This window comes from Geopseudomonas sagittaria (assembly GCF_900115715.1).
GTDB lineage: Bacteria > Pseudomonadota > Gammaproteobacteria > Pseudomonadales > Pseudomonadaceae > Geopseudomonas > Geopseudomonas sagittaria.
Map to the genome: position 1 here is coordinate 303,385 of NZ_FOXM01000001.1, position 20,109 is coordinate 323,493.

The following is a 20,109-nucleotide window of genomic DNA, read 5'->3' on the forward strand; positions in this document are numbered from 1 at the left end:
TTGTAGGAGGAAGCGTACCCTCGGCACGACACCACCTTCGCCCGATGGCTCCCACGCTCCGCGTGGGAGCCCGAGCCATGGACGCGTGGGCACGATCAAGCGCCGTCCCTACCCATCCTGTCTCAACTCGGCCGGCGTGGCTTGGCCCGTGCGGTGGGCTCGGCGACCAGCGGGTCATCCGGCCAGTAGTGCTTGGGATAGCGGCCCTTGAGGTCCTTCTTCACTTCCGCGTAGGTGTTGGCCCAGAAGCTGGCCAGGTCCTGGGTGACCTGCACCGGGCGCTGCGCCGGCGACAGCAGGTGCAGCTTGACGCCGAGGCGCCCGCCAGCGATGCGCGGCGTGGCGGCCAGGCCGAACAGCTCCTGCAGGCGCACCGCCAGCACCGGCGGCTCCTCGCCGTAGTCGAGGCGGATCTTTGATCCGGACGGCACCTCGAGGGTTTTCGGCGCCAGCTCGTCGAGGCGCTGCGGCAGCGGCCAGGGCAGCAGGCCGTGGAGGATCGAGCCCAGATCCAGGGCGGCGAAGTGGCTGAGGCGGCTGACCTTGTCCAGATAGGGCAGCAGCCAGTCCTTCAGCGTCGCCAGCAGCGCCGCGTCGGAGACGTCAGGCCACTCGCTGGCGCCCTTGCCCGCCAGGTCGAGGCGGCGCAGCAGCAGGATGCGCGCCTGCCACTGGCGCAGCTCGGGGGTCCACGGCAGCAGCTCGAGGCCCTTGCGCCGCACCAGGGCGAGCAGCGCGCGGCCGCGCGCCGCCTCGTCCAGCCCGCTCAGCGCCTCGCTGGACAGCACCAGCTCGCCGACCTTGCGCTGGCGCTCGGCGCGCAGCACGCCCTCGCGCTCGTCCCAGTCGAGCAGCTCGGCGACGCTGACCTGCTCGGCCAGCGGGCCGTCGAACAGCATGGGGTCGAGGTCGGCGGCCAGGTAAATGCGCTCCTCGCGCTGGCCCTGGCGACTGCCCAGATCGGCGATCACCAGCCACTCGTGCTTCATCAAGGCGTCGGGTTCGCCGAACTGCGCGGCGCGGCCGTTGGCCAGCCGGTAGTCGGCACCGCCGGCGCGCCGCTGGCGGGCGATGCGGTCGGGATAGGCGAAGGCCAGCAGGCAACCGAGCCAGCGCGGCTGCTCGGGATCGCTGACCGCCTGCTCGACCCGCTTCGGCAGCAGGCTGCGGAACTGCCGGGCCAGCTGGCGGGCGCGCTGCACGCCCCCGTGGGCGCCGCGCGCGGCGCGGCTTTCGCCACTGAGCAGGGCCAGGCGCGAGTGCAGGTCGGCGCCGGCGCCGCGCAGGATGTCGCGCTCGGAGAGCAGCGCGGCCAGATCGGCGGCCAGCGCGCCGAGGCCCAGCGCCAGGCCGCGCAGCAGCAGGTGGGCGAGGCGCGGATGGGTCGGCAGCGTGGCCATCGCCTGGCCGTGGGCGGTCAGCACCCAGCCGTTGCCGCGCGGCGCCAGCGCGCCGAGGCGCTGCAGCAGCTCGCGGGCCTGGGCCAGCGCGGCGGCCGGCGGCGGATCGAGCCAGACCAGCTCGCTGACGTCGTCGACACCCCAGCGCGCCAGCTGCAGGGCGAGGCCGGTCAGGTCGGCCTGGAGGATCTCCGCGCTGGCGTGGGCGGCCAGTTGCTCGTGCTGGCTCTGCGACCACAGCCGGTAGCACACGCCCGGCTCGAGGCGCCCGGCGCGGCCGGCGCGCTGGGTGGCCGAGGCCCGCGAGATGCGCTGGGTGTCCAGGCGGGTCATGCCGCTGGCCGGGTCGAAGCGCGGCACCCGCTCGAGGCCGGCGTCGACCACCACCCGCACGCCGTCGATGGTCAGGCTGGTCTCGGCGATGTTGGTGGCCAGCACCACCTTGCGCTGCCCCGCCGGCGCCGGTTCGATGGCCGCGCGCTGGGCGGTGAGATCCAGCTCGCCGTGCAGCGGACAGAGCAGAATGTCGGCGCGGCCGCCCAGCGCCTCCTCCAGCGCCGCCTGCACCCGGCGGATCTCGGCCTGGCCGGGCAGGAACACCAGCAGGCTGCCGGCCTGCTCGGCCAGCGCCTGCAGCACGGTCTGGGTCACCCGCGGCTCCAGCGCCTCGCCGGGCTGGCTGGCGCGGCCCCACTGGATGTCCACCGGGAACATGCGCCCCTCGCTGCGCACCACCGGCGCGTCGCCCAGCAACGCGGCCAGGCGCTCTCCCTCGAGGGTCGCCGACATCGGCAGCACCTTGAGCGGCGGGCCGTCGCGCAGCAGTTCGCGGCCGTTGAGCGCCAGCGCCAGCGCCAGGTCGGCGTCCAGACTGCGTTCGTGGTATTCGTCGAAAATCACCAGACCGACGCCCTCCAGCCCCGGGTCGTCCTGCAGGCGACGGGCGAGGATGCCTTCGGTGACCACCTCGATGCGCGTGCGCGGGCCGACCTTGCTGTCCAGGCGGATGCGGTAGCCGACCGTCTCGCCGACCGGCTCGCCCAGCTCGCTGGCCAGGCGCTCGGCAGCGGCGCGGGCGGCCAGGCGGCGCGGCTCGAGCATGACGATGGTCTGCCCGTCCAGCCAGGCTTCGCCGAGCAGGGCCAGCGGCACGCGGGTGGTCTTGCCGGCGCCGGGCGGCGCTTCCAGCACCACTTCGTGGCGGCGGGCGAGCGCCGCGCGCAGCGCAGGCAGGACGGCATCGATGGGCAGGGCGGACAGGCTCATGGGGGCTCGCAACGGCAGACGGCAAGGGCGGCGATTATAGCGGCGAAGCGCGCGCGCCTTTCGGGTGTCATGGCCGAGCGCGTAAACTGTCGCCTCGCTTCTGGCACGGGTCCTGCACCCTGCCAGCCCCGCCGACCTTTTCAAGGAGAAGATGCATGCGTACCCCCCAACGGATCGTCAGCGGCCTGCTCGCCGCCGCCCTGCTCGTTCAGCTGAGCGGCTGCGGAACCCTGTTCTATCCCGAGCGCCGCGGCCAGCTCAAGGGCCAGATCGACCCGGCGGTGGCGGCGCTGGACGCCATCGGCATCCTATTTTTCGTGATCCCCGGGCTGATCGCCTTCGCCATCGACTTCGGCACCGGCGCCATCTACCTGCCGGAGGGCCGCTACTCGGTAGCCCCCGAACGCCTGCAGGATGCTCTCGGCAGCGACGGCCGCGTCGACCACGCCCGCCTGCGCGCCATACTGCAAGAGGAGCTGGCCCGCGACCTGCCGCTGGACGACCCGCGCCTGATCCACCGCGACGGCAACGCCAGCCAGCTGGCCGCCTACGGCCTGCGCCCGACCGCCTGAGGAGAACTGCGATGAGTCTGAGCCGCGAACACGGCCGTCTGATGCGCCTGGCCTCGGGCGCCGCCCTGGCCACCGCGCTGACCCTGGTCGCCGCCAAGGCCTTCGCCTGGTGGCTGAGCGGCTCGGTCAGCCTGCTCGCCGGCCTGACCGACTCGCTGCTCGATGGCGCCGCCTCGCTGCTCAACCTGATCGCGGTGCACTACGCGCTGCGCCCGGCCGACGAGGACCACCGCTACGGCCACGGCAAGGCCGAGGCGCTGGCCGGTCTCGGCCAGGCGGTGTTCATCGCCATCAGTGCGGTGCTGGTCGGCATCCGCGGCTTCGAGCGCCTGCAGGAGCCGCAGGAGATCACCGCCACCGGCATCGGCGTGGCGGTGATGCTGCTGTCGCTGGCGATGACCGGCGTGCTGCTGGTGTTCCAGCGCCATGTGGTCAAGGTCACCGGCTCCACCGCGATCCGCGCCGACTCGCTGCACTACGCCTCCGACCTGCTGCTCAACGCCAGCATCCTGGTGGCGCTGCTGCTCGCCGCCTACGGCTGGACGCGCGCCGATGCACTGTTCGGCATCGCCATCGCCGCCTACATCCTGTGGAGCGCACTGACCATCGTCCGCGAGTCGGCGGCGGTGCTGATGGACAAGGAGCTGCCGCTGGAGATCAGCGAGCGCATGATGCAGCTGGCTCTCGGCATCCCCGGCGTGCTCAACGCCCACGACCTGCGCACGCGCATGTCCGGCACCCGCTGGTTCGTCCAGCTGCATCTGGACCTGCCGGCCAGCCTGACCCTCAGCGAAGCCCACGATCTGTGCGAGGCTGCCGAGTTCGCCATCCGCGCCGAGTTTCCGCGTGCCGAGGTACTGGTGCACGCCGACCCGCAGCACTGAACGCGTCCTGAAATGCCGGGCAAGAAAAAGGGGCCTGACGGCCCCTTCAGATGGTTTCTTCCGGATCGCGGCTGCGGTGACAGCCTGCTCTTCGCAGCACCTTGTGGGTGGTGCGGGCCTGGGGCCGCAACCTGGTGGGTTGCCGGCGGCGCGGTGCCTGATCGGGCTCTGCGCGGGGTGAGCGTCCGGGCCGTGAAACTGATTCAAACTGTACGCGCAGCGGCGCGGCAGATGTTTGCGAAAATTGCACAAATAACCCACGCTTGCGCAATCATTCACCAATAAAGCATGCTTTGGCGCAATCAAACGGAAATAACCCGCTGTCATGAGCAAACTCGACCGCTACGATCTGCGCATCCTTGCCGAACTGCAGCGCGATGCACGCATCTCCAACCAGGAACTGGCCGAACGCATCGGCCTGTCACCCTCGCCGTGCTCGCGGCGGGTCAAGCAGCTGGAGGACGACGGCTACATCCTCCGCCAGGTCGCCCTGCTCGACCGCAAGAAGCTCGGCCTGACCCTCACCGTGTACGTGCTGGTCGGCATGGACCGCCACACCCCGGAGCGCTTCGAGCACTTCGAGTCGGCCATCCGGCGCTGCCCGCAGGTGCTCGAATGCAGCCTGGTCACCGGCATGGAGGCCGACTACCAGCTCAAGGTGGTGGTGCCGGACATGGACCATTACCAGCAGTTCCTGCTCGGCACCCTGACCCGCATCGAGGGCGTGTCCAGCGTGCGTTCGAGCTTCGTGCTCAATCAGGTGCTGGCCGGCACCGAACTGCCGCTGGAGCATCTGCGCTGAGAACCGGAGTGACAAAAATGTGACGCTCTCGGTTTTTTGCATTTGCCTGAAACTGATCAGGGTCTATAATTCGCCCGCGTTTTTATGCATGCCTGCGTGGCCGAACACATAACAACATCGCCCGCCCCCTGATCGTTACCCCTTATCCTGCAGGAGGGATCGATGGACCCTGAAGTATTCGAGCACTGGATGATGACCGGACTGATTGCCGTCCTGGTCGGCTTCATGGCTTTCATCGTCTGGGACCTGGCGAAAAAATCCAATGCCGGCAAATTCGGCACAATGATTCTCTTCTTGGCCCTCGGTTTGGGCGTACTAGGCTTCGTCATCAAGACCGTGGTGATTGGCAGCCTCGAAGGCGTGTAACCCCAAGCATTCGCAAGCCATACCACAGCCCCCAGCCAGGATGATGCGGGGTTGCGGAGCTTATTTGCCCCCAAGGAAAATCATGACCCCTGCCAACCGAGTGATGCAAAGCTATGGCCGCTGCTGCGCCAGCCCGAGCTTTTTCGACACTTTCTACCAGCACTTCCTCGCCAGCTCGCCGGCGATCCGTGACAAGTTCACCAAGACCGACATGAGCTCCCAGAAGCACCTGCTGCGTGCCGGCATCCTCAACCTGGTGCTCTACGCTCGCGGCATGTCCGACACCAAGCTGCGCGCCCTCGGCCAGAGCCACTCGCGCGAAGGCTTCGACATCCGCCCGGAACTCTACGACCTGTGGCTGGACTCGCTGATGCTGGCGGTCCGGGAGCACGACTCGGCAGCCACCAGCGAAGACCTGAGCGCCTGGCGCGAAGTGCTCAACAAGGGCATCAACGTGATCAAGTCGTTCTACTGATCCGCCCGCCGGCGAATGCTTTCAGCTCGCCGGTCGCTCTCCCGCGCAGCCGCTCACAGCTGCGCCGGCACCTCCCGCCACTCTCCCGGCGCCAGCCCGTCCAGGCTCCAGGGACCGATGCGCACCCGCACCAGACGCAGGGTCGGCAGCCCCACCGCCGCGGTCATCCGCCGCACCTGGCGGTTGCGCCCCTCGCGGATGGTCAGTTCCAGCCAGCTGGTCGGCACGCTCTTGCGAAAGCGCACCGGCGGCTGGCGCTCCCACAACGCGGGCTCGTCGATCTGCCGCGCCTCGGCCGGCAGGGTCGGCCCGTCATTGAGTAGCACCCCGGCGCGCAGCCGCTGCAGCTGCGCGTCGCTCACCTCGCCCTCCACCTGCACCCAGTAGGTCTTCGCCAGCTTGAACTGCGGATCGGCAATGCGCGCCTGCAGGCGGCCGTCGTTGGTCAGCAGCAGCAGACCTTCGCTGTCGCGATCCAGACGTCCGGCCGGATAGACGCCCGCCACCTTGACGTAATCCTTGAGGGTGGCGCGGCCATCGGCATCGGCGAACTGGGTGAGCACGTCGAACGGCTTGTTGAGCAGCAGCAGCCGCGGCTCGGCGGGTGGCGCCTTGGCCACGCGCCGCGCTGCCGGCGCCTTCGCCACGCCAGAACGACCACCAGCGGCACCCCGCGGGGCGCGAACGGCGGACGGGCTACGGGGGGGACGCGACATCGGCACTGCTCCTGCAACAAGGGTGCGCCGCGGCGCTGCGCAACGGACGGGGGGCGGCATTCTAGCCGCCACACGCTGCTCAGTCGAACGCCTGCAGGCGACTGCGTGCCAGCAGCGCCGCCACTTCCACGCCCCGCGGCAGACAGCCGTAGACCGGCGCCGAGGCATCCACCCGCGCGGCGATGAAGGCGTCGCTGACCACCTGCGGCGCGCCCTGCAGCAACAGGCTGGCCTGCAGTGCCACGGCGATCTCGCCGCACAGCTGGCGCGCGCGGTACTCCAGCCCCTCGCGATCCTGCAGGGCCAGCTTGAGGCGCAGCACCTGCGCCTTCAGCCGCGCATCGCCGTGGCCGTCGCCCAGCTCGGCGAACAGCGCCTCGGCCACCGCCGGCACCTTCTCCAGGGTGCGCAGCACGTCGAGGCACTGCACGTTGCCCGAGCCCTCCCAGATCGAGTTGACCGGCGCCTCGCGGTACAGCCGCGGCAGGATGCTTTCCTCGACGTAGCCGGCGCCGCCTAGGCACTCCTGCGCCTCGCCGATGAACGCCGGCGCACGCTTGCACACCCAGTACTTGCCGACCGCGGTGAGCAGGCGGGCGAAGTGGCGCTCCTGCTCGTCCTCCGGGCGCTCCAGGGCGTGGCCGAGGCGCAGGCTGAGGGCCAGCGCGGCCTCGCTGTCCAGGGCCAGGTCGGCCAGCACGTTCTGCATCAGCGGCTGCGCCTCGAGCACGCGACCGCCGACCTGGCGCTGCGCGCAGTGGTGCAGGGCCTGGCTCAGCGCCTGGCGCATCAGCGCCGCCGAGCCGGTCATGCAGTCGAAGCGGGTCAGCGCGACCATCTCGAGGATGGTGGCGATGCCACGGCCCTCCTCGCCGACCATCCAGGCCAGGGCGCCGCGGTACTCGAGCTCCGCCGAGGCGTTGCTGCGGTTGCCCTGCTTGTCCTTGAGACGCTGGATATAGATGCGGTTGTGGCTGCCGTCCGGGCGCAGGCGCGGCAGCAGGAAGCAGCTCAGGCCCTGCTCGCTGTACGCCAGGGTGAGGAAGGCGTCGGACATCGGCGCCGAGCAGAACCACTTGTGGCCGAGCAGCTCGTAGGCCTGCCCGGGACCGGGCGCGCCGAGGGCGAAGGCGCGGGTGCTGTTGGCGCGCAGGTCGGTGCCGCCTTGCTTCTCGGTCAGCGCCATGCCCAGGGTCAGGCCGCGCTTTTCCCCGGCCGGCAGCGGACGCGGGTCGTAGTCGAGGCTGAGGATCCCCGGCAGCCAGGCCTCGGCCAGCTCGGGCTGGCGGCGCAGCACGGCGACGCCGGCGCAGGTCATGGTCAGCGGGCAGGCGCTGCCGGCCTCGGCCTGGTTGTGCAGGTAGAACAGCCCGGCGCGCAGCGCCTGGGCGCCGGGGCGCGGCTCGCGCCAGGGCAGCGCGTGCAGGCCGTGGCTGATCCCCGCCTGCAGCAGGCGGTGCCAGGCCGGATGGAACTCCACCTGATCGATGCGGTAGCCGAAGCGGTCGTGGCTGTGCAGCTCGGGCGGCTGGCGATTGGCGGCGAAGCCGGCGGCCAGCAGCGGGCCGCCGGCCAGCTCGCCGTACTCCGCCAGGCGCGCCTCGCCCCAGCCGGCACCGAAGCGCTGCAGCCACTCCTGCAGCGGTCGGTCGCCGCGGTACAGGTTGCTGCCGTCCAGCGGGGTCGGCTGGTTGGTGACTGTGTGGGTTTCCGCGTATTGCTCCAGACTCATCGTCCACCTCCGCCATGCTGCATCTGTTGCAGTGAAGCAGAACCATCCGTTTTCGCCCGCCAGCCCCCTCTGGCCGGCCGGTTCGGGCAGCCAGCCGCGCGACTTTGATGTAAGCTCGACAGCCATGAACAGATACCCTTCGCGCCCCGTTGTCCTCTGTCTTTCCGGCCACGACCCCAGTGGCGGCGCCGGCCTGCAGGCGGACATCGAAGCCCTGCTCGCCCAGGGCTGCCACGCTGCGCCTGCGGTCACCGCACTGACCGTTCAGGACACCGTCAATGTCAGCGACTTTCGCGTCCTCGACCGCGCCTGGGTGCTCGCCCAGGCCCATGCGGTGATCAGCGACCTGCCTGTCGCCGCGGTCAAGCTGGGCATGCTCGGCTCGCTGGAAATGGTCGACACCGTGGTCGAGATCATGCAGTCGCTGCCCGGCGTGCCGCTGGTCTGCGATCCGGTGCTGCGCGCCGGCGGTGGCGGCGCCCTCGGCAAGGACGAGGTCGGCTACGCCATGCGCGAACGCCTGCTGCCGCTGTGCCGCATCGCCACGCCGAACCTGCCGGAAGCGCGCATCCTCGCCGAACTGCCCGAGGGCAGCGCCGACCAGTGCGCCGCCAGACTGCTGGCGCACTGCGAGCACCTGCTGATCACCGGCGGCCATGGCGACGAGCACGAGGTGCACAACCGCCTGTACTCGCGCGACGGCAGCCAGCACACCTTCACCTGCATGCGCCTGCCCGGCAGCTACCACGGTTCCGGCTGCACCCTGGCCAGCACCCTGGCCGGGCGCCTGGCGCTGGGCGAGGAGCTGGTCAGCGCGGTGCGCACCGCGCTTGCCTACACCTGGCGCACCCTGCGCGATGCCGAGCAGCCCGGTCACGGCCAGTACGTGCCGCGCCGCCTGCCGCTGGATTTCTGCTCCTGACCCTTACTGCCGTGACTCCTTGCCTGGAACAGCGCCGATGAAAACCCTGCGCGGACTCTACGCCATCACCGACAGCCAGCTGCTGGCCGATGGCCGCCTGCTGCCCTACGTCGAAGCCGCGCTCAAGGGCGGGGCGAAGCTGCTGCAATACCGCGACAAGTCCGAGGACGCCGCACGTCGCCTGCGCCAGGCCGAGGCGCTGCGCGAGCTGTGCCTGCGCCACGGCGCGCAGCTGATCATCAACGACGACGCCGAGCTGGCCGCGCGCCTGGGCGTCGGCCTGCACCTGGGCCAGGAGGACGGCTCGCTGGCCGTCGCGCGCGCCCTGCTCGGCCGCGACGCGATCATCGGCGCCACCTGCCACGCGCGCCTGGAGCTGGCCGAGCAGGCCCGCCAGGAAGGCGCCAGCTACATCGCCTTCGGCCGCTTCTTCGACTCGCAGACCAAGCCCGGCGCGCCGGCCGCCACCCCCGAACTGCTCGAGCAGGCCCGCGCCCGCTTCCGCCTGCCGATCGTCGCCATCGGCGGCGTGACCCTGGACAACGCGCCAGCACTGATCAACCGCGGCGCCAGCATGGTCGCGGTGATCCATGCCCTGTTCGCCGCCGAGAATGCCGCCGAAGTCGAGCGCCGCGCGCGCGCCTTCAGCCAACTGTTCGCCGACATCTGACCTTTCGAGAGACTTTTCCATGTCCCGCTCCGAGATCCTGTTCCACAACGCCCAGAAGCACATCCCCGGCGGCGTCAACTCGCCGGTGCGCGCCTTCCGCAGCGTCGGCGGCACTCCGCTGTTCTTCAAGCATGCCGAAGGCGCCTACGTCACCGACGAGGACGATAAGCGCTACGTCGACTACGTCGGTTCCTGGGGGCCGATGATCCTCGGCCACAGCCATCCGGCGGTGCTCGACGCGGTGCGCGAGCAGCTGCAGCACGGCCTGTCCTATGGCGCACCGACCGCCATGGAAACCGAGATGGCCGAGCTGGTGTGCAGCCTGGTGCCGTCGATGGAGATGGTGCGCATGGTCAGCTCCGGCACCGAGGCGACCATGAGCGCCATCCGCCTGGCCCGCGGCTACACCGGGCGCGACAGCATCATCAAGTTCGAGGGCTGCTACCACGGCCACTCCGACAGCCTGCTGGTCAAGGCCGGCTCCGGAGCGCTGACCCAGGGCGTGCCCAGCTCCGCAGGGGTGCCGGCGGACTTCGCCAAGCACACCCTGACCCTGCCGTTCAACGACATCAACGCGGTGGAACAGACCTTGGCCGAAGTCGGCCAGAGCGTGGCGTGCATCATCGTCGAGCCGGTGGCCGGCAACATGAACTGCGTGCCGCCGGCGCCGGGCTTCCTCGAGGGCCTGCGCACGCTGTGCGATGCGCACGGCGTGGTGCTGATCTTCGACGAGGTGATGACCGGCTTCCGCGTCGCCCTCGGCGGCGCCCAGGCCCACTACGGCATCACCCCGGACCTGTCGACCTTCGGCAAGATCGTCGGCGGCGGCATGCCGGTCGGCTGCTTCGGCGGCAAGCGCGCGATCATGGAATGCATCGCCCCGCTCGGCCCGGTCTACCAGGCCGGCACCCTGTCCGGCAACCCGCTGGCGATGGCCGCCGGCCTGACCACCCTCAAGCTGATCAGCCGCCCGGGCTTCCACGTCGAACTGAGCGACTACACTGCACGCATGCTCGACGGCCTGCAGCAGCGCGCCGCCGCCGCCGGCATCCCGTTCGTCACCACCCAGGCCGGCGGCATGTTCGGCCTGTACTTCAGCGGCGCCGACGACATCGTCACCTTCAATGACGTGATGGCCAGCGACGCCGAGCGCTTCAAGCGCTTCTTCCACCTGATGCTGGACGGCGGCGTGTACCTGGCGCCGAGTGCCTTCGAGGCCGGCTTCACCTCCATCGCCCACGGCGACGCCGAGCTGAAGATCACCCTGGACGCCGCCGAGCGGGCCTTTGCCGAACTGAGCAAGGGTTGAACCTGCGGCACGGACGCCCCGCCTTGCGGGGCGTCCGTGCCGCAAACTGCGCCGGCCGGCAGATACTGGCCAATGGCCGGCAGGAAAAGCCGCTATTGCCCCTGTCATGACCCGGCCGCTTATTCCATAATGGGAACGCCAGCACGCCACGCTGGCCGAGCCTCCGCCCGCCGAACCAGGAGATGTCCGGATCGCCATGAACCGTGCTGGCTGCACCCTGCTGATGGGTTGCCTGTTGTCGACCGCCCCGCTGCTTGGCCATGCCGAGAGCAACTCCCTGCTGATTCCGGCGACCAGCCGCTGCGTGCTCGATACCCGCCCCGAGGATCTCGGGCAGGCGCTGGCCCACTGCCGCAGCCTGGCGGAGAGTGGCGACAGCCAGGCGCAGTACGAGCTGGGCGAATACTTCTACGATGCCAGCCGTCACCCGCAGGACCTGCCGCAAGCGCTGCACTGGTACGAGCAGGCCTCGCTGCAAGGCCATGCCGAAGCGCAGCTGCGCCTCGGCACGCTGTTCTGGCGCGGCGAAGGCGTGCCGGCCAACAAGGTGCAGGCTTACGTGGTGCTGAAGATGGCGGCGGTCAACGGCGCCGAAGAGGCGATGGACAGCGCCGACCTGGTCGCCGAAGAGATGAACCGCGAGCAGCTGGAGCAGGCCAACCGCGTGCTCGGCGAGATCTTCCGCAACTACCTGCAGGAGCTGCAGGCCAGCGACATGCGCTCGCCGTTCGCACCGCTGCCCTGAGGGCAGCCGCGCGCGCTGGATCCGACTTGCAGGAGGCGCGCCCTCGCGGCACTGCGAGCCATCAGGCCGGCCCAACCGCTAGAGCATCGCCCCGAGGTCGGGCCTCCCACCAGAGCTGCGAATCATCCGCTATGCCTATCAGCGCTCCGGCATCGGCGGCATGGGGAACGGCATGACATTGCTGCCGCCCTTGGCCTCGCTGATCTTCGCCGTGCCCAGGCGCTCGACCTCGTCGATGCGGATGATCGCGTGCATCGGCACGAAGCTGCGCAGCACGCCGTCGAACTGCGCCTTGAGCTTCTCCTCGCTGGGATCGACCACCACCTGGGTGCGCTCGCCGAAGACGAATTCCTCGATCTCCAGGAAGCCCCACAGGTCGCTCTGGTAGATGGCCTTGGCGTACATCTCGTACACCTGACCCTGGTTGAGGAAAATCACCTTGAAGATGGGGGCGGGCTTGCTCATGGTTTGACGAACCGACGGGGACTGCGGGAAAGGCGCGCATGTTAGCACGTCCTTCTGGCCGCCAAGCCTAGGAAGGCCCGGCGGCGCTCCCTATAATGCGCGGTCCATTGATCCTCCCGACGAGCACCCATGGCCAAGAAGCTTTTCATCGAAACCCACGGCTGCCAGATGAACGAGTACGACAGCTCGCGCATGGCCGACCTGCTGGGCGAACATCAAGCCCTGGAGCTGACCGAGCGCCCGGAAGAGGCCGACGTCATCCTGCTCAACACCTGCTCGATCCGCGAAAAGGCCCAGGAGCGGGTGTTCTCCCAGCTCGGCCGCTGGCGCGAGCTGAAACAGCAGAACCCGGCGCTGGTGATCGGTGTCGGCGGCTGCGTGGCCAGCCAGGAAGGCTCGGCGATCCGCGAGCGTGCGCCCTACGTCGACGTGGTGTTCGGCCCGCAGACCCTGCACCGCCTGCCGGAGATGATCGACGCCGCGCGCAGCACCAAGAAGCCCCAGGTGGACATCTCCTTCCCCGAGATCGAGAAGTTCGACCGCCTGCCCGAGCCGCGCGTCGACGGCCCCAGCGCCTTCGTCTCGGTGATGGAAGGCTGCAGCAAGTACTGCACCTTCTGCGTGGTGCCCTACACCCGCGGCGAGGAAGTCAGCCGGCCGCTGGCCGACGTGCTCAGCGAGGTCGTGCACCTCGCCGAGAACGGCGTGCGCGAGGTGAACCTGCTCGGCCAGAACGTCAACGGCTACCGCGGCGATGCCGGCGACGGGCGCAGCGCCGACTTCGCCGAGCTGCTCCATGCGGTGGCGGCGATCGACGGCATCGAGCGCATCCGCTATACCACCAGCCATCCGCTGGAGTTCTCCGACGCCATCATCCAGGCCCACGCCGAGATTCCCCAGTTGGTGAAGTTCGTCCACCTGCCGGTGCAGTCGGGCTCCGACCGCATCCTCGCGGCGATGAAGCGCAACCACACCGCCCTCGAGTACAAGTCGCGGATCCGCAAGCTCAAGGCCGCGGTGCCGGACATCAGCATCAGCTCGGACTTCATCGTCGGCTTCCCCGGCGAGACCGAGCGGGACTTCGAGCAGACCATGAAGCTGATCGAGGAGGTCGGCTTCGACTTCTCCTACTCGTTCGTCTACAGCGCCCGCCCCGGCACCCCGGCCGCGGATCTCGCCGACGACACCCCGGAGGAGGTGAAGAAGCAGCGCCTGGCGATCCTCCAGGCGCGCCTCAGCCAGCAGGGCTTCGAGATCAGCCGGCGCATGGTCGGCTCGACCCAGCGCATCCTGGTCAGCGACTACTCGAAGAAGGACCCCGGCCTGCTACAGGGCCGCACCGAGAACAACCGGGTGGTCAACTTCCGCTCCAGCAACCCGCGCCTGATCGGCCAGTTCGTCGACGTGCACATTGACGAGGCGCTGCCGCACTCGCTGCGCGGCAGCCTGCTCGGCGAAAGCGGCGCCTGATACCGCGCCAGCCCGCGGTGCCGGCCCCCATGGCCGGCACCGCACGACCTCCCGACCATGGCAGCGCTTTCCCCCCCGGGCACCTGCGGTTATTCTTCATCCATCACTCAGCCGAATGGCGGCCAACAGAAGACCTTGAACGCTCCCCTGGAACACCATCGCTTCATCCTGGAACCCTTCGAAGCACGCCGCTTCGCCAACCTCTGCGGACAGTTCGACGAGCATCTGCGCCTGATCGAACAACGCCTGGCCATCGAGATCCGCAATCGCGGCAACCAGTTCGAACTGGTCGGCGATGTCCAGCGCACCCAGACCGCCGAGCGCCTGCTGCGCCGCCTGTACCGCGAAACCCACAACGGCACCGAGCTGAGCCCGGAGATCGTCCACCTGTTCCTGCAGGAATCCGGCCTCGAAGACATCGCCATGCCCGGACAGGTGTCGAGCGTCACGCTGAAGACCCGCAAGGTGCACATCACCCCGCGCGGCACCAACCAGCAGCGCTACGTCAAGGCAATCCTCGACAACGACATCAACTTCGGCATCGGCCCGGCCGGCACCGGCAAGACCTACCTGGCGGTGGCCTGCGCGGTGGACGCCCTGGAACGCGAGCAGGTGCGCCGCATCCTGCTGGTGCGCCCGGCGGTGGAAGCCGGTGAGAAGCTCGGCTTCCTGCCCGGCGACCTGGCGCAGAAGATCGACCCCTACCTGCGCCCGCTGTACGACGCCCTCTACGAGATGCTCGGCTTCGAGCAGGTGGCCAAGCTGATCGAGAAGCAGGTGATCGAGATCGCCCCGCTGGCCTACATGCGCGGACGTACCCTGAACAACAGCTTCATCATCCTCGACGAGAGCCAGAACACCACCCTGGAACAGATGAAGATGTTCCTCACCCGCATCGGCTTCGGTTCCACCGCGGTGATCACCGGCGACGTCACCCAGGTCGACCTGCCGCGCGGCACCAAGTCGGGCCTCGCCCACGTGGTCGAGGTGCTGCGCGACGTGCCGGGGATCAGCTTCACCCACTTCAAGGCCAAAGACGTGGTGCGCCACCCGCTGGTGCAACGCATCGTCGAGGCCTACGACCGCCACGAGCAGCGCCTGCAGGGCCTGGACGCCAGCGCCGGCGAACGCGAGAGGAACGACCGCGATGCAGGTTGAACTGGATCTGCAGCTGGCCACCGAGGCCGCCAACCTGCCCAGCGAGGCGCAGCTGCGCCAGTGGTGCGAGCTGGCCCTGCGCCAGCGCAGCGCGCCGTCGGAGCTGACCATCCGCATCGTCGACGAAGCCGAAGGCCGCGAGCTCAACCTCACCTGGCGCGGCAAGGACTACGCTACCAACGTGCTGTCGTTCCCGGCCGAGATTCCCGAGGGTCCGGGCGGCGTTCCGCTGCTCGACATCCCGCTGCTCGGCGACCTGGTGATCTGCGCCCAGGTGGTCGCCCGCGAGGCGGGCGAACAGGGCAAGAGTCTGGATGCCCACTGGGCACACCTGACCCTCCACGGCTGCCTGCACCTGCTCGGCTACGACCACATCGACGACGACGAAGCCGAGGAAATGGAAGCGCTGGAACGACAATTGCTGGCCGAACTTGGCTATCCCGACCCCTATGCGTGTGACGAAGAGTAAGGACACATGAGCGACGACCGATCGAGCCAGGGGCAGAAGTCCTGGCTGGAAAGAATCACCCAGGCTTTTGCCCATGAACCGAAAAGTCGCCAGGAGCTCCTCGAGGTCCTGCGTGACGCCCATGACAACAAGCTGCTCGACACCGAGGCGCTGGCGATCGTCGAAGGCGCCATCCAGGTCTCCGACCTGCAGGTGCGCGACATCATGATCCCGCGCTCGCAGATCATCACCATCAAGGCCAGCCAGAGCCCGCAGGAGTTCCTCCCCGCGGTCATCGAGGCCGCCCACTCGCGCTACCCGGTGATCGGCGAGAACCTCGACGAGGTGCTCGGCATCCTGCTCGCCAAGGACCTGCTGCCGCTGCTGCTGCACGGCAACGAGCTGTCCTTCGACCTGCAGAAGATGCTCCGTCCGGCCACCTACGTGCCCGAATCCAAGCGCCTCAACGTGCTGCTGCGCGAGTTCCGCAGCACCCACAACCACATGGCCATCGTCATCGACGAGTACGGCGGCGTCGCCGGCCTGGTGACCATCGAGGACGTGCTCGAGCAGATCGTCGGCGACATCGAGGACGAGCATGACGTCGAGGAAGACAGCTTCATCAAGGCGCTGCCCAGCGGCGACTTCATCGTCAAGGCGCTGACCCCGGTGGATGAATTCAACGAGTTCTTCGAGGCCGAGTTCTCCGAGGAGGAATTCGACACCATCGGCGGCGTGGTGATGAGCGCCTTCGGCCACCTGCCCAAGCGCAACGAGGTGATCGAACTGGGCGACTTCCGCTGCCGGGTGCTGAATGCCGACAGCCGGCGCATCCACCTGCTGCGCCTGACCCCGCGGGCGCGCTGAGGCACCGCGCCCAGCGTAAGCTGCTGAGCGCCCCCACGCTCCCGCGTGGGGGCGCTCAGCGTCCAGCCACGGCTACCCGCCCGCGCCCCGCTCCTTTAAGCTGCCCTGCCCCGCATTCTGCAAGGATTCCCCATGCGCTGGATCTCCCGCCCCGGCTGGCCGGGCCACCTGCTGGCCCTCGCGGCCGGCGCCCTCACCCCGCTGGCCCTGGCGCCCTTCGACCTGTGGCCGCTGGGCCTGCTGTCGCTGGCGCTGCTCCACCTCGGCCTCGGCCAGCTGGACGGCAAGGCCGCCGCCTGGCGCGGCTGGCTGTACGGCTTCGGCCTGTTCGCCGCCGGCACCAGCTGGGTCTACGTCAGCATCCATGACTACGGCGCCGCCTCCGCCCCGCTGGCGACGCTGCTGACCCTGCTGTTCGCCGCCGGGCTGGCACTGTTCTTCGCCCTGTTCGCCTGGGTCTGGGTGAAATGGCTGCGCCGCGAACGCGCCCCGCTGGGCAATGCGCTGGCCTTCGCCGCCCTGTGGCTGGCCCAGGAAGCCCTGCGCGGCTGGATCTTCACCGGCTTCCCGTGGCTGTACATCGGCTACAGCCAGCTGCACGGTCCGCTGGCCGGGCTGGCTCCGCTCGGCGGGGTGTGGCTGCTGTCGTTCGCCATGGCGCTGAGCGCCGCCCTGCTGGCCAACCTGCCGGCGCTGCTGCCGCGCGGGCGCTGCGTCCTGGCCGCCGCGCTGCTGCTGGCTGGCCTGTGGGGCAGCGGCCTGTGGTTCAAGGACCATCCCTGGACCTCTCCGGCGGGCGCGCCGCTGAAGGTTGCCGCCTTCCAGGGCAATGTCGAACAGAACCTCAAGTGGGATCCCGAGCAGCTCAACGCCCAGCTCGCCCTGTACCGCGACCTGACCTTCGCCGAGGCGCCGGCCGATCTGTACGTATGGCCGGAAACCGCGGTGCCGGTGCTCAAGGAGTACGCCGAGGGCTACCTGGCGGTGATCGGCCGCTTCGCCAGCGAGCGCAACGCGGCGCTGATCACCGGCGTGCCGGTGCGCCAGGCCGACGCCGCCGGGCAACCGCGCTACTACAACGCCCTGCAGGTGGTCGGCCAGGGCGCTGGCACCTACCTCAAGCAGAAGCTGGTGCCGTTCGGCGAGTACGTGCCGCTGCAGGACCTGCTGCGCGGGCTGATCGCCTTCTTCGACCTGCCGATGTCCGACTTCGCCCGCGGCCCGGCCGACCAGCCGCTGCTGCAGGCACGCGGCTACCGCATCGCGCCCTACATCTGCTACGAGGTGGTCTATCCGGAGTTCGCCGCCGGCCTCGCCGCGCAGAGCGAGCTGCTGCTGACGGTGAGCAACGACGCCTGGTTCGGCACCTCGATCGGCCCGCTGCAGCACCTGCAGATGGCGCAGATGCGCGCCCTGGAAAGCGGCCGCTGGATGATCCGCGCCACCAACAACGGCGTCACCGCGCTGATCGACCCGTTCGGGCGCATCGCCGCCGAGGTGCCGCAGTTCGAGCGCGCCGTGCTGCGCGGCGAGGTGGTGCCGATGCACGGTTTGACGCCCTACCTGCAGTGGCGCACCTGGCCACTGGCCGGGGTCTGCGTCCTGCTGCTCGGCTGGAGCCTGGTCGCCGCCCGGCGCAAGCGTCGGTTGTTTGCCGCCCTCGGCTGAGCCGTGTAGAAACAAGAAGGGCGACCCGCGGGTCGCCCTTCTTGTTGGAGCTCTCTGCCTCGCCGTATGGGTTTGGCCACCCAGCAACCGGCCGCCAGGCAGGCCATGGCGATGCCTGACGGCATCGATGGTGGGTTACGCCGCTGCGCGGCTAACCCACCCTACAAGACGGGCGCAGGCTCGCTCATCAGCCCTTGGTGTGGCCGTGGGCCTGCTGGTCGGCATGGTAGGACGAGCGCACCAGCGGACCGGAGGCGACGTTCTTGAAGCCCATCTTCTCGCCCTGCTCGGCGAACCAGGCGAAGGTGTCCGGGTGCACGAAGCGCTGCACCGGCAGGTGGTTGCGCGAGGGCTGCAGGTACTGGCCGAGGGTCAGCATGTCGATCTCGTGCTCGCGCATGCGCTGCATGGTCTCGATGACTTCCTCGTCGGTCTCGCCGAGGCCGAGCATCAGGCCCGACTTGGTCGGCACGCCCGGCACGCGCTTCTTGAACTCTTCCAGCAGGTCCAGCGACCACTCGAAGTCCGAACCCGGACGCGACGACTTGTACAGGCGCGGCACGGTTTCCAGGTTGTGGTTGAACACATCCGGCGGCTCGCTGGCGGTGATGTCGAGGGCGATTTCCATGCGCCCGCGGTAGTCCGGCACCAGGGTTTCCAGCTGCACGCCCGGCGACAGCTGGCGGATCTCGCGCAGGCAGTCGGCGAAGTGCTGGGCGCCGCCGTCGCGCAGGTCGTCGCGGTCCACCGAGGTGATCACCACGTACTTCAGGCGCAGGTCGGCGATGGCCACCGCCAGGTTCTTCGGCTCGTCGGGGTCCAGCGCATTCGGCCGGCCGTGGCCGACGTCGCAGAACGGGCAGCGGCGGGTGCAGATGTCACCCATGATCATGAAGGTGGCGGTGCCGCCGGAGAAGCACTCGCCGAGGTTCGGGCAGGAGGCTTCCTCGCACACGCTGTGCAGCTTGTGCTTGCGCAGCAGCTGCTTGATCCGCTCGACCTCCGGGGTGACCGGGATGCGCACGCGGATCCAGTCCGGCTTGCGCGGCAGTTCCTCGGTGGGAATGATCTTCACCGGAATGCGCGCGACCTTCTCGGCACCGCGCAGCTTGACCCCGGCTTCCACCTTGCTCGGGCCCTTGCCCGCCGTGTCCATAGAACTCATATGCTTTCGATTCCGCCCGTCTGGGTCTTCGGTTCAGCGTAGCCGAGCTGGGTCACCAGCTGCGCACGCAGACGCGCACGCACTTCGGCAAATTCGATCGGTTCCCGGGCCACGTCCTTGAGCTGGGTCATCGCCATCCCGGCATAGCCGCAGGGGTTGATGCGCCGGAACGGTTCCAGGTCCATGTCGACGTTCAGCGCCAGGCCATGGAAGGAGCGGCCGTTGCGGATGCGCAGGCCGAGCGAGGCGATCTTCGCCGCGCCGACGTAGACGCCGGGGGCATCCGGCTTGGCATAGGCGTCGACGCCGTAGCTGTCCAGCAGCGCGACCAGGCTGCGTTCCATGCGGCTGACCAGTTCGCGCACGCCCACGCCGGAGCGGCGCACGTCGAGCAGCAGGTAGGCGACCAGCTGGCCGGGGCCGTGATAGGTCACCTGACCGCCGCGATCCGCCTGGATCACCGGAATGTCGCCGGGCATCAGCAGGTGCTCGGCCTTGCCGGCCTGGCCCTGGGTGAACACCGGCGGGTGCTCGAGCAGCCAGATCTCGTCGCTGGTATCGGCGTCGCGCTGGTTGGTGAAGCGCTGCATGGCCTGCCAGGCCTGCGGGTAGTCCACCAGGCCCAGCTCGCGCACGCCGAGGACGGCGGGCATCAGAGCACCACGTGCACGCGGCCGGTGGCGCGCAGCTCGACATGCAGCGCCTGCAACTGCTCGACGCCGGTGGCGCGGATGGCCACCTGCACCGAGACGAAGCGGCCATTGCTGCTGTCGCGCATGCTCAGGGTGGTGACATCCAGATCCGGCGCGTGGCGGCGGACGATGTCGAGCACCAGATCGGCAAACCCCTCGCCGGCGTCGCCGATCACCTTGATCGGGTAGCCCTCGCAAGGAAATTCGATTTTCGGCGCCTGGATTTCGCTATCGGTGTTGGTATCGGTCATGGTCACTTCGGGCTTGTGGCCCGCCATGCGGACGCCCCCGGTCGGAGCGTCACGCGCAGGTCAATC

Annotated in this window: 21 protein-coding genes; 14 read left to right on the forward strand and 7 right to left on the reverse strand. The window is 69.2% G+C overall.

Annotation, left to right across the window (positions count from 1 at the left end; translation table 11 throughout):
* Positions 1 to 122: 122 nt before the first annotated feature.
* On the reverse strand, positions 123 to 2,660 hold the full coding sequence (hrpB, locus tag BM297_RS01550) for an ATP-dependent helicase HrpB (RefSeq protein ID WP_092427907.1): 2,538 nt from the start codon (positions 2,658 to 2,660) through the stop codon (positions 123 to 125).
* A gap of 161 nt (positions 2,661 to 2,821) precedes the next feature.
* Here hrpB and BM297_RS01555 point away from each other — a divergent pair, with 161 nt between their 5' ends.
* The 5 genes from BM297_RS01555 (at position 2,822) to BM297_RS01575 (ending at position 5,765) form a co-directional block, all read left to right on the forward strand.
* Positions 2,822 to 3,238 carry a polyribonucleotide nucleotidyltransferase gene (locus BM297_RS01555; RefSeq protein ID WP_092427615.1) on the forward strand — a complete coding sequence of 139 codons (417 nt, stop codon included), beginning with the start codon at positions 2,822 to 2,824 and terminating at the stop codon, positions 3,236 to 3,238.
* A gap of 11 nt (positions 3,239 to 3,249) precedes the next feature.
* Positions 3,250 to 4,122 (forward strand): cation diffusion facilitator family transporter, encoded by an 873-nt coding sequence (locus tag BM297_RS01560; protein ID WP_092427617.1) that lies wholly within the window; start codon positions 3,250 to 3,252, stop codon positions 4,120 to 4,122.
* A 325-nt stretch (positions 4,123 to 4,447) separates the two neighbouring features.
* Positions 4,448 to 4,924, forward strand: coding sequence for an Lrp/AsnC family transcriptional regulator (locus tag BM297_RS01565; RefSeq protein ID WP_092427619.1), 477 nt, complete (start codon positions 4,448 to 4,450; stop codon positions 4,922 to 4,924).
* A 162-nt stretch (positions 4,925 to 5,086) separates the two neighbouring features.
* Entirely contained in the window at positions 5,087 to 5,290 is a 204-nt protein-coding gene (locus BM297_RS01570; RefSeq protein WP_090305430.1) for a DUF2788 domain-containing protein, read from the forward strand.
* Positions 5,291 to 5,372: 82 nt separating this feature from the next.
* Positions 5,373 to 5,765, forward strand: coding sequence for a globin (locus BM297_RS01575; protein WP_092427621.1), 393 nt, complete (start codon positions 5,373 to 5,375; stop codon positions 5,763 to 5,765).
* A gap of 53 nt (positions 5,766 to 5,818) precedes the next feature.
* Here BM297_RS01575 and BM297_RS01580 read toward each other — a convergent pair whose 3' ends face one another.
* Both BM297_RS01580 and BM297_RS01585 read right to left on the reverse strand, forming a co-directional pair.
* The gene (locus tag BM297_RS01580) at positions 5,819 to 6,481 is read right to left on the reverse strand and encodes a pseudouridine synthase (protein WP_092427623.1); all 663 of its coding nucleotides are present in this window, start codon (positions 6,479 to 6,481) and stop codon (positions 5,819 to 5,821) included.
* 79 nt (positions 6,482 to 6,560) lie between these two features.
* On the reverse strand, positions 6,561 to 8,213 hold the full coding sequence (locus BM297_RS01585) for an acyl-CoA dehydrogenase family protein (protein ID WP_092427625.1): 1,653 nt from the start codon (positions 8,211 to 8,213) through the stop codon (positions 6,561 to 6,563).
* A 124-nt stretch (positions 8,214 to 8,337) separates the two neighbouring features.
* Here BM297_RS01585 and BM297_RS01590 point away from each other — a divergent pair, with 124 nt between their 5' ends.
* The 4 genes from BM297_RS01590 to BM297_RS01605 all read left to right on the forward strand — a co-directional run bounded on the left by BM297_RS01590 (position 8,338) and on the right by BM297_RS01605 (position 11,859).
* A complete protein-coding gene (locus tag BM297_RS01590; protein ID WP_092427627.1) occupies positions 8,338 to 9,135 on the forward strand; it encodes a hydroxymethylpyrimidine/phosphomethylpyrimidine kinase in 798 nt (265 codons plus the stop codon).
* A 37-nt stretch (positions 9,136 to 9,172) separates the two neighbouring features.
* The gene (thiE, locus tag BM297_RS01595) at positions 9,173 to 9,805 is read left to right on the forward strand and encodes a thiamine phosphate synthase (RefSeq protein WP_092427629.1); all 633 of its coding nucleotides are present in this window, start codon (positions 9,173 to 9,175) and stop codon (positions 9,803 to 9,805) included.
* Between the two features lie 19 nt (positions 9,806 to 9,824).
* Positions 9,825 to 11,114 (forward strand): glutamate-1-semialdehyde 2,1-aminomutase, encoded by a 1,290-nt coding sequence (gene hemL, locus BM297_RS01600; RefSeq protein ID WP_092427631.1) that lies wholly within the window; start codon positions 9,825 to 9,827, stop codon positions 11,112 to 11,114.
* A 196-nt stretch (positions 11,115 to 11,310) separates the two neighbouring features.
* The gene (locus tag BM297_RS01605; protein WP_092427633.1) at positions 11,311 to 11,859 is read left to right on the forward strand and encodes a tetratricopeptide repeat protein; all 549 of its coding nucleotides are present in this window, start codon (positions 11,311 to 11,313) and stop codon (positions 11,857 to 11,859) included.
* Positions 11,860 to 11,997: 138 nt separating this feature from the next.
* Here BM297_RS01605 and BM297_RS01610 read toward each other — a convergent pair whose 3' ends face one another.
* On the reverse strand, positions 11,998 to 12,324 hold the full coding sequence (locus tag BM297_RS01610; RefSeq protein WP_090305403.1) for a DUF1820 family protein: 327 nt from the start codon (positions 12,322 to 12,324) through the stop codon (positions 11,998 to 12,000).
* A gap of 129 nt (positions 12,325 to 12,453) precedes the next feature.
* Here BM297_RS01610 and miaB point away from each other — a divergent pair, with 129 nt between their 5' ends.
* The 5 genes from miaB to lnt all read left to right on the forward strand — a co-directional run bounded on the left by miaB (position 12,454) and on the right by lnt (position 17,935).
* Complete coding sequence (miaB, locus tag BM297_RS01615) at positions 12,454 to 13,794, forward strand: tRNA (N6-isopentenyl adenosine(37)-C2)-methylthiotransferase MiaB (protein WP_092427637.1); 1,341 nt, start codon at positions 12,454 to 12,456, stop codon at positions 13,792 to 13,794.
* 135 nt (positions 13,795 to 13,929) lie between these two features.
* Positions 13,930 to 14,952 (forward strand): PhoH family protein, encoded by a 1,023-nt coding sequence (locus BM297_RS01620; RefSeq protein ID WP_092427639.1) that lies wholly within the window; start codon positions 13,930 to 13,932, stop codon positions 14,950 to 14,952.
* Complete coding sequence (ybeY, locus tag BM297_RS01625) at positions 14,942 to 15,421, forward strand: rRNA maturation RNase YbeY (RefSeq protein ID WP_092427641.1); 480 nt, start codon at positions 14,942 to 14,944, stop codon at positions 15,419 to 15,421. The genes BM297_RS01620 and ybeY overlap by 11 nt, the downstream gene beginning before the upstream one ends.
* Positions 15,422 to 15,427: 6 nt before the next feature.
* Positions 15,428 to 16,267: an HlyC/CorC family transporter gene (locus tag BM297_RS01630; protein ID WP_092427643.1), complete on the forward strand. Its 840-nt coding sequence runs from the start codon at positions 15,428 to 15,430 to the stop codon at positions 16,265 to 16,267.
* A gap of 132 nt (positions 16,268 to 16,399) precedes the next feature.
* Positions 16,400 to 17,935 (forward strand): apolipoprotein N-acyltransferase, encoded by a 1,536-nt coding sequence (lnt, locus tag BM297_RS01635; protein WP_092427645.1) that lies wholly within the window; start codon positions 16,400 to 16,402, stop codon positions 17,933 to 17,935.
* 187 nt (positions 17,936 to 18,122) lie between these two features.
* On the opposite strand, the gene lipA is transcribed toward lnt, so the two are convergent.
* The 3 genes from lipA to BM297_RS01650 are packed head-to-tail and all read right to left on the reverse strand — an operon-like array spanning position 18,123 to position 20,043.
* Entirely contained in the window at positions 18,123 to 19,100 is a 978-nt protein-coding gene (gene lipA / locus BM297_RS01640; protein ID WP_092427647.1) for a lipoyl synthase, read from the reverse strand.
* On the reverse strand, positions 19,097 to 19,753 hold the full coding sequence (gene lipB, locus BM297_RS01645) for a lipoyl(octanoyl) transferase LipB (protein WP_092427649.1): 657 nt from the start codon (positions 19,751 to 19,753) through the stop codon (positions 19,097 to 19,099). Before lipB ends, lipA begins: the two co-directional genes overlap by 4 nt.
* A complete protein-coding gene (locus BM297_RS01650) occupies positions 19,753 to 20,043 on the reverse strand; it encodes a DUF493 domain-containing protein (RefSeq protein WP_092427909.1) in 291 nt (96 codons plus the stop codon). Before BM297_RS01650 ends, lipB begins: the two co-directional genes overlap by 1 nt.
* Positions 20,044 to 20,109: the final 66 nt, after the last annotated feature.

What these genes read in the sequence shown, in the direction of transcription:
- BM297_RS01555 (WP_092427615.1), top strand. Translation starts at nt 2,822, where the DNA reads ATGCGTACCCCCCAACGGATCGTCAGCGGCCTGCTCGCCGCCGCCCTG.
- BM297_RS01560 (WP_092427617.1), top strand. Translation starts at nt 3,250, where the DNA reads ATGAGTCTGAGCCGCGAACACGGCCGTCTGATGCGCCTGGCCTCGGGC.
- BM297_RS01565 (WP_092427619.1), top strand. Translation starts at nt 4,448, where the DNA reads ATGAGCAAACTCGACCGCTACGATCTGCGCATCCTTGCCGAACTGCAG.
- BM297_RS01570 (WP_090305430.1), top strand. Translation starts at nt 5,087, where the DNA reads ATGGACCCTGAAGTATTCGAGCACTGGATGATGACCGGACTGATTGCC.
- BM297_RS01575 (WP_092427621.1), top strand. Translation starts at nt 5,373, where the DNA reads ATGACCCCTGCCAACCGAGTGATGCAAAGCTATGGCCGCTGCTGCGCC.
- BM297_RS01580 (WP_092427623.1), bottom strand. Translation starts at nt 6,481, where the DNA reads ATGTCGCGTCCCCCCCGTAGCCCGTCCGCCGTTCGCGCCCCGCGGGGT.
- BM297_RS01585 (WP_092427625.1), bottom strand. Translation starts at nt 8,213, where the DNA reads ATGAGTCTGGAGCAATACGCGGAAACCCACACAGTCACCAACCAGCCG.
- BM297_RS01590 (WP_092427627.1), top strand. Translation starts at nt 8,338, where the DNA reads ATGAACAGATACCCTTCGCGCCCCGTTGTCCTCTGTCTTTCCGGCCAC.
- thiE (WP_092427629.1), top strand. Translation starts at nt 9,173, where the DNA reads ATGAAAACCCTGCGCGGACTCTACGCCATCACCGACAGCCAGCTGCTG.
- hemL (WP_092427631.1), top strand. Translation starts at nt 9,825, where the DNA reads ATGTCCCGCTCCGAGATCCTGTTCCACAACGCCCAGAAGCACATCCCC.
- BM297_RS01605 (WP_092427633.1), top strand. Translation starts at nt 11,311, where the DNA reads ATGAACCGTGCTGGCTGCACCCTGCTGATGGGTTGCCTGTTGTCGACC.
- BM297_RS01610 (WP_090305403.1), bottom strand. Translation starts at nt 12,324, where the DNA reads ATGAGCAAGCCCGCCCCCATCTTCAAGGTGATTTTCCTCAACCAGGGT.
- miaB (WP_092427637.1), top strand. Translation starts at nt 12,454, where the DNA reads ATGGCCAAGAAGCTTTTCATCGAAACCCACGGCTGCCAGATGAACGAG.
- ybeY (WP_092427641.1), top strand. Translation starts at nt 14,942, where the DNA reads ATGCAGGTTGAACTGGATCTGCAGCTGGCCACCGAGGCCGCCAACCTG.
- BM297_RS01630 (WP_092427643.1), top strand. Translation starts at nt 15,428, where the DNA reads ATGAGCGACGACCGATCGAGCCAGGGGCAGAAGTCCTGGCTGGAAAGA.
- lnt (WP_092427645.1), top strand. Translation starts at nt 16,400, where the DNA reads ATGCGCTGGATCTCCCGCCCCGGCTGGCCGGGCCACCTGCTGGCCCTC.
- lipA (WP_092427647.1), bottom strand. Translation starts at nt 19,100, where the DNA reads ATGAGTTCTATGGACACGGCGGGCAAGGGCCCGAGCAAGGTGGAAGCC.
- lipB (WP_092427649.1), bottom strand. Translation starts at nt 19,753, where the DNA reads ATGCCCGCCGTCCTCGGCGTGCGCGAGCTGGGCCTGGTGGACTACCCG.
- BM297_RS01650 (WP_092427909.1), bottom strand. Translation starts at nt 20,043, where the DNA reads ATGACCGATACCAACACCGATAGCGAAATCCAGGCGCCGAAAATCGAA.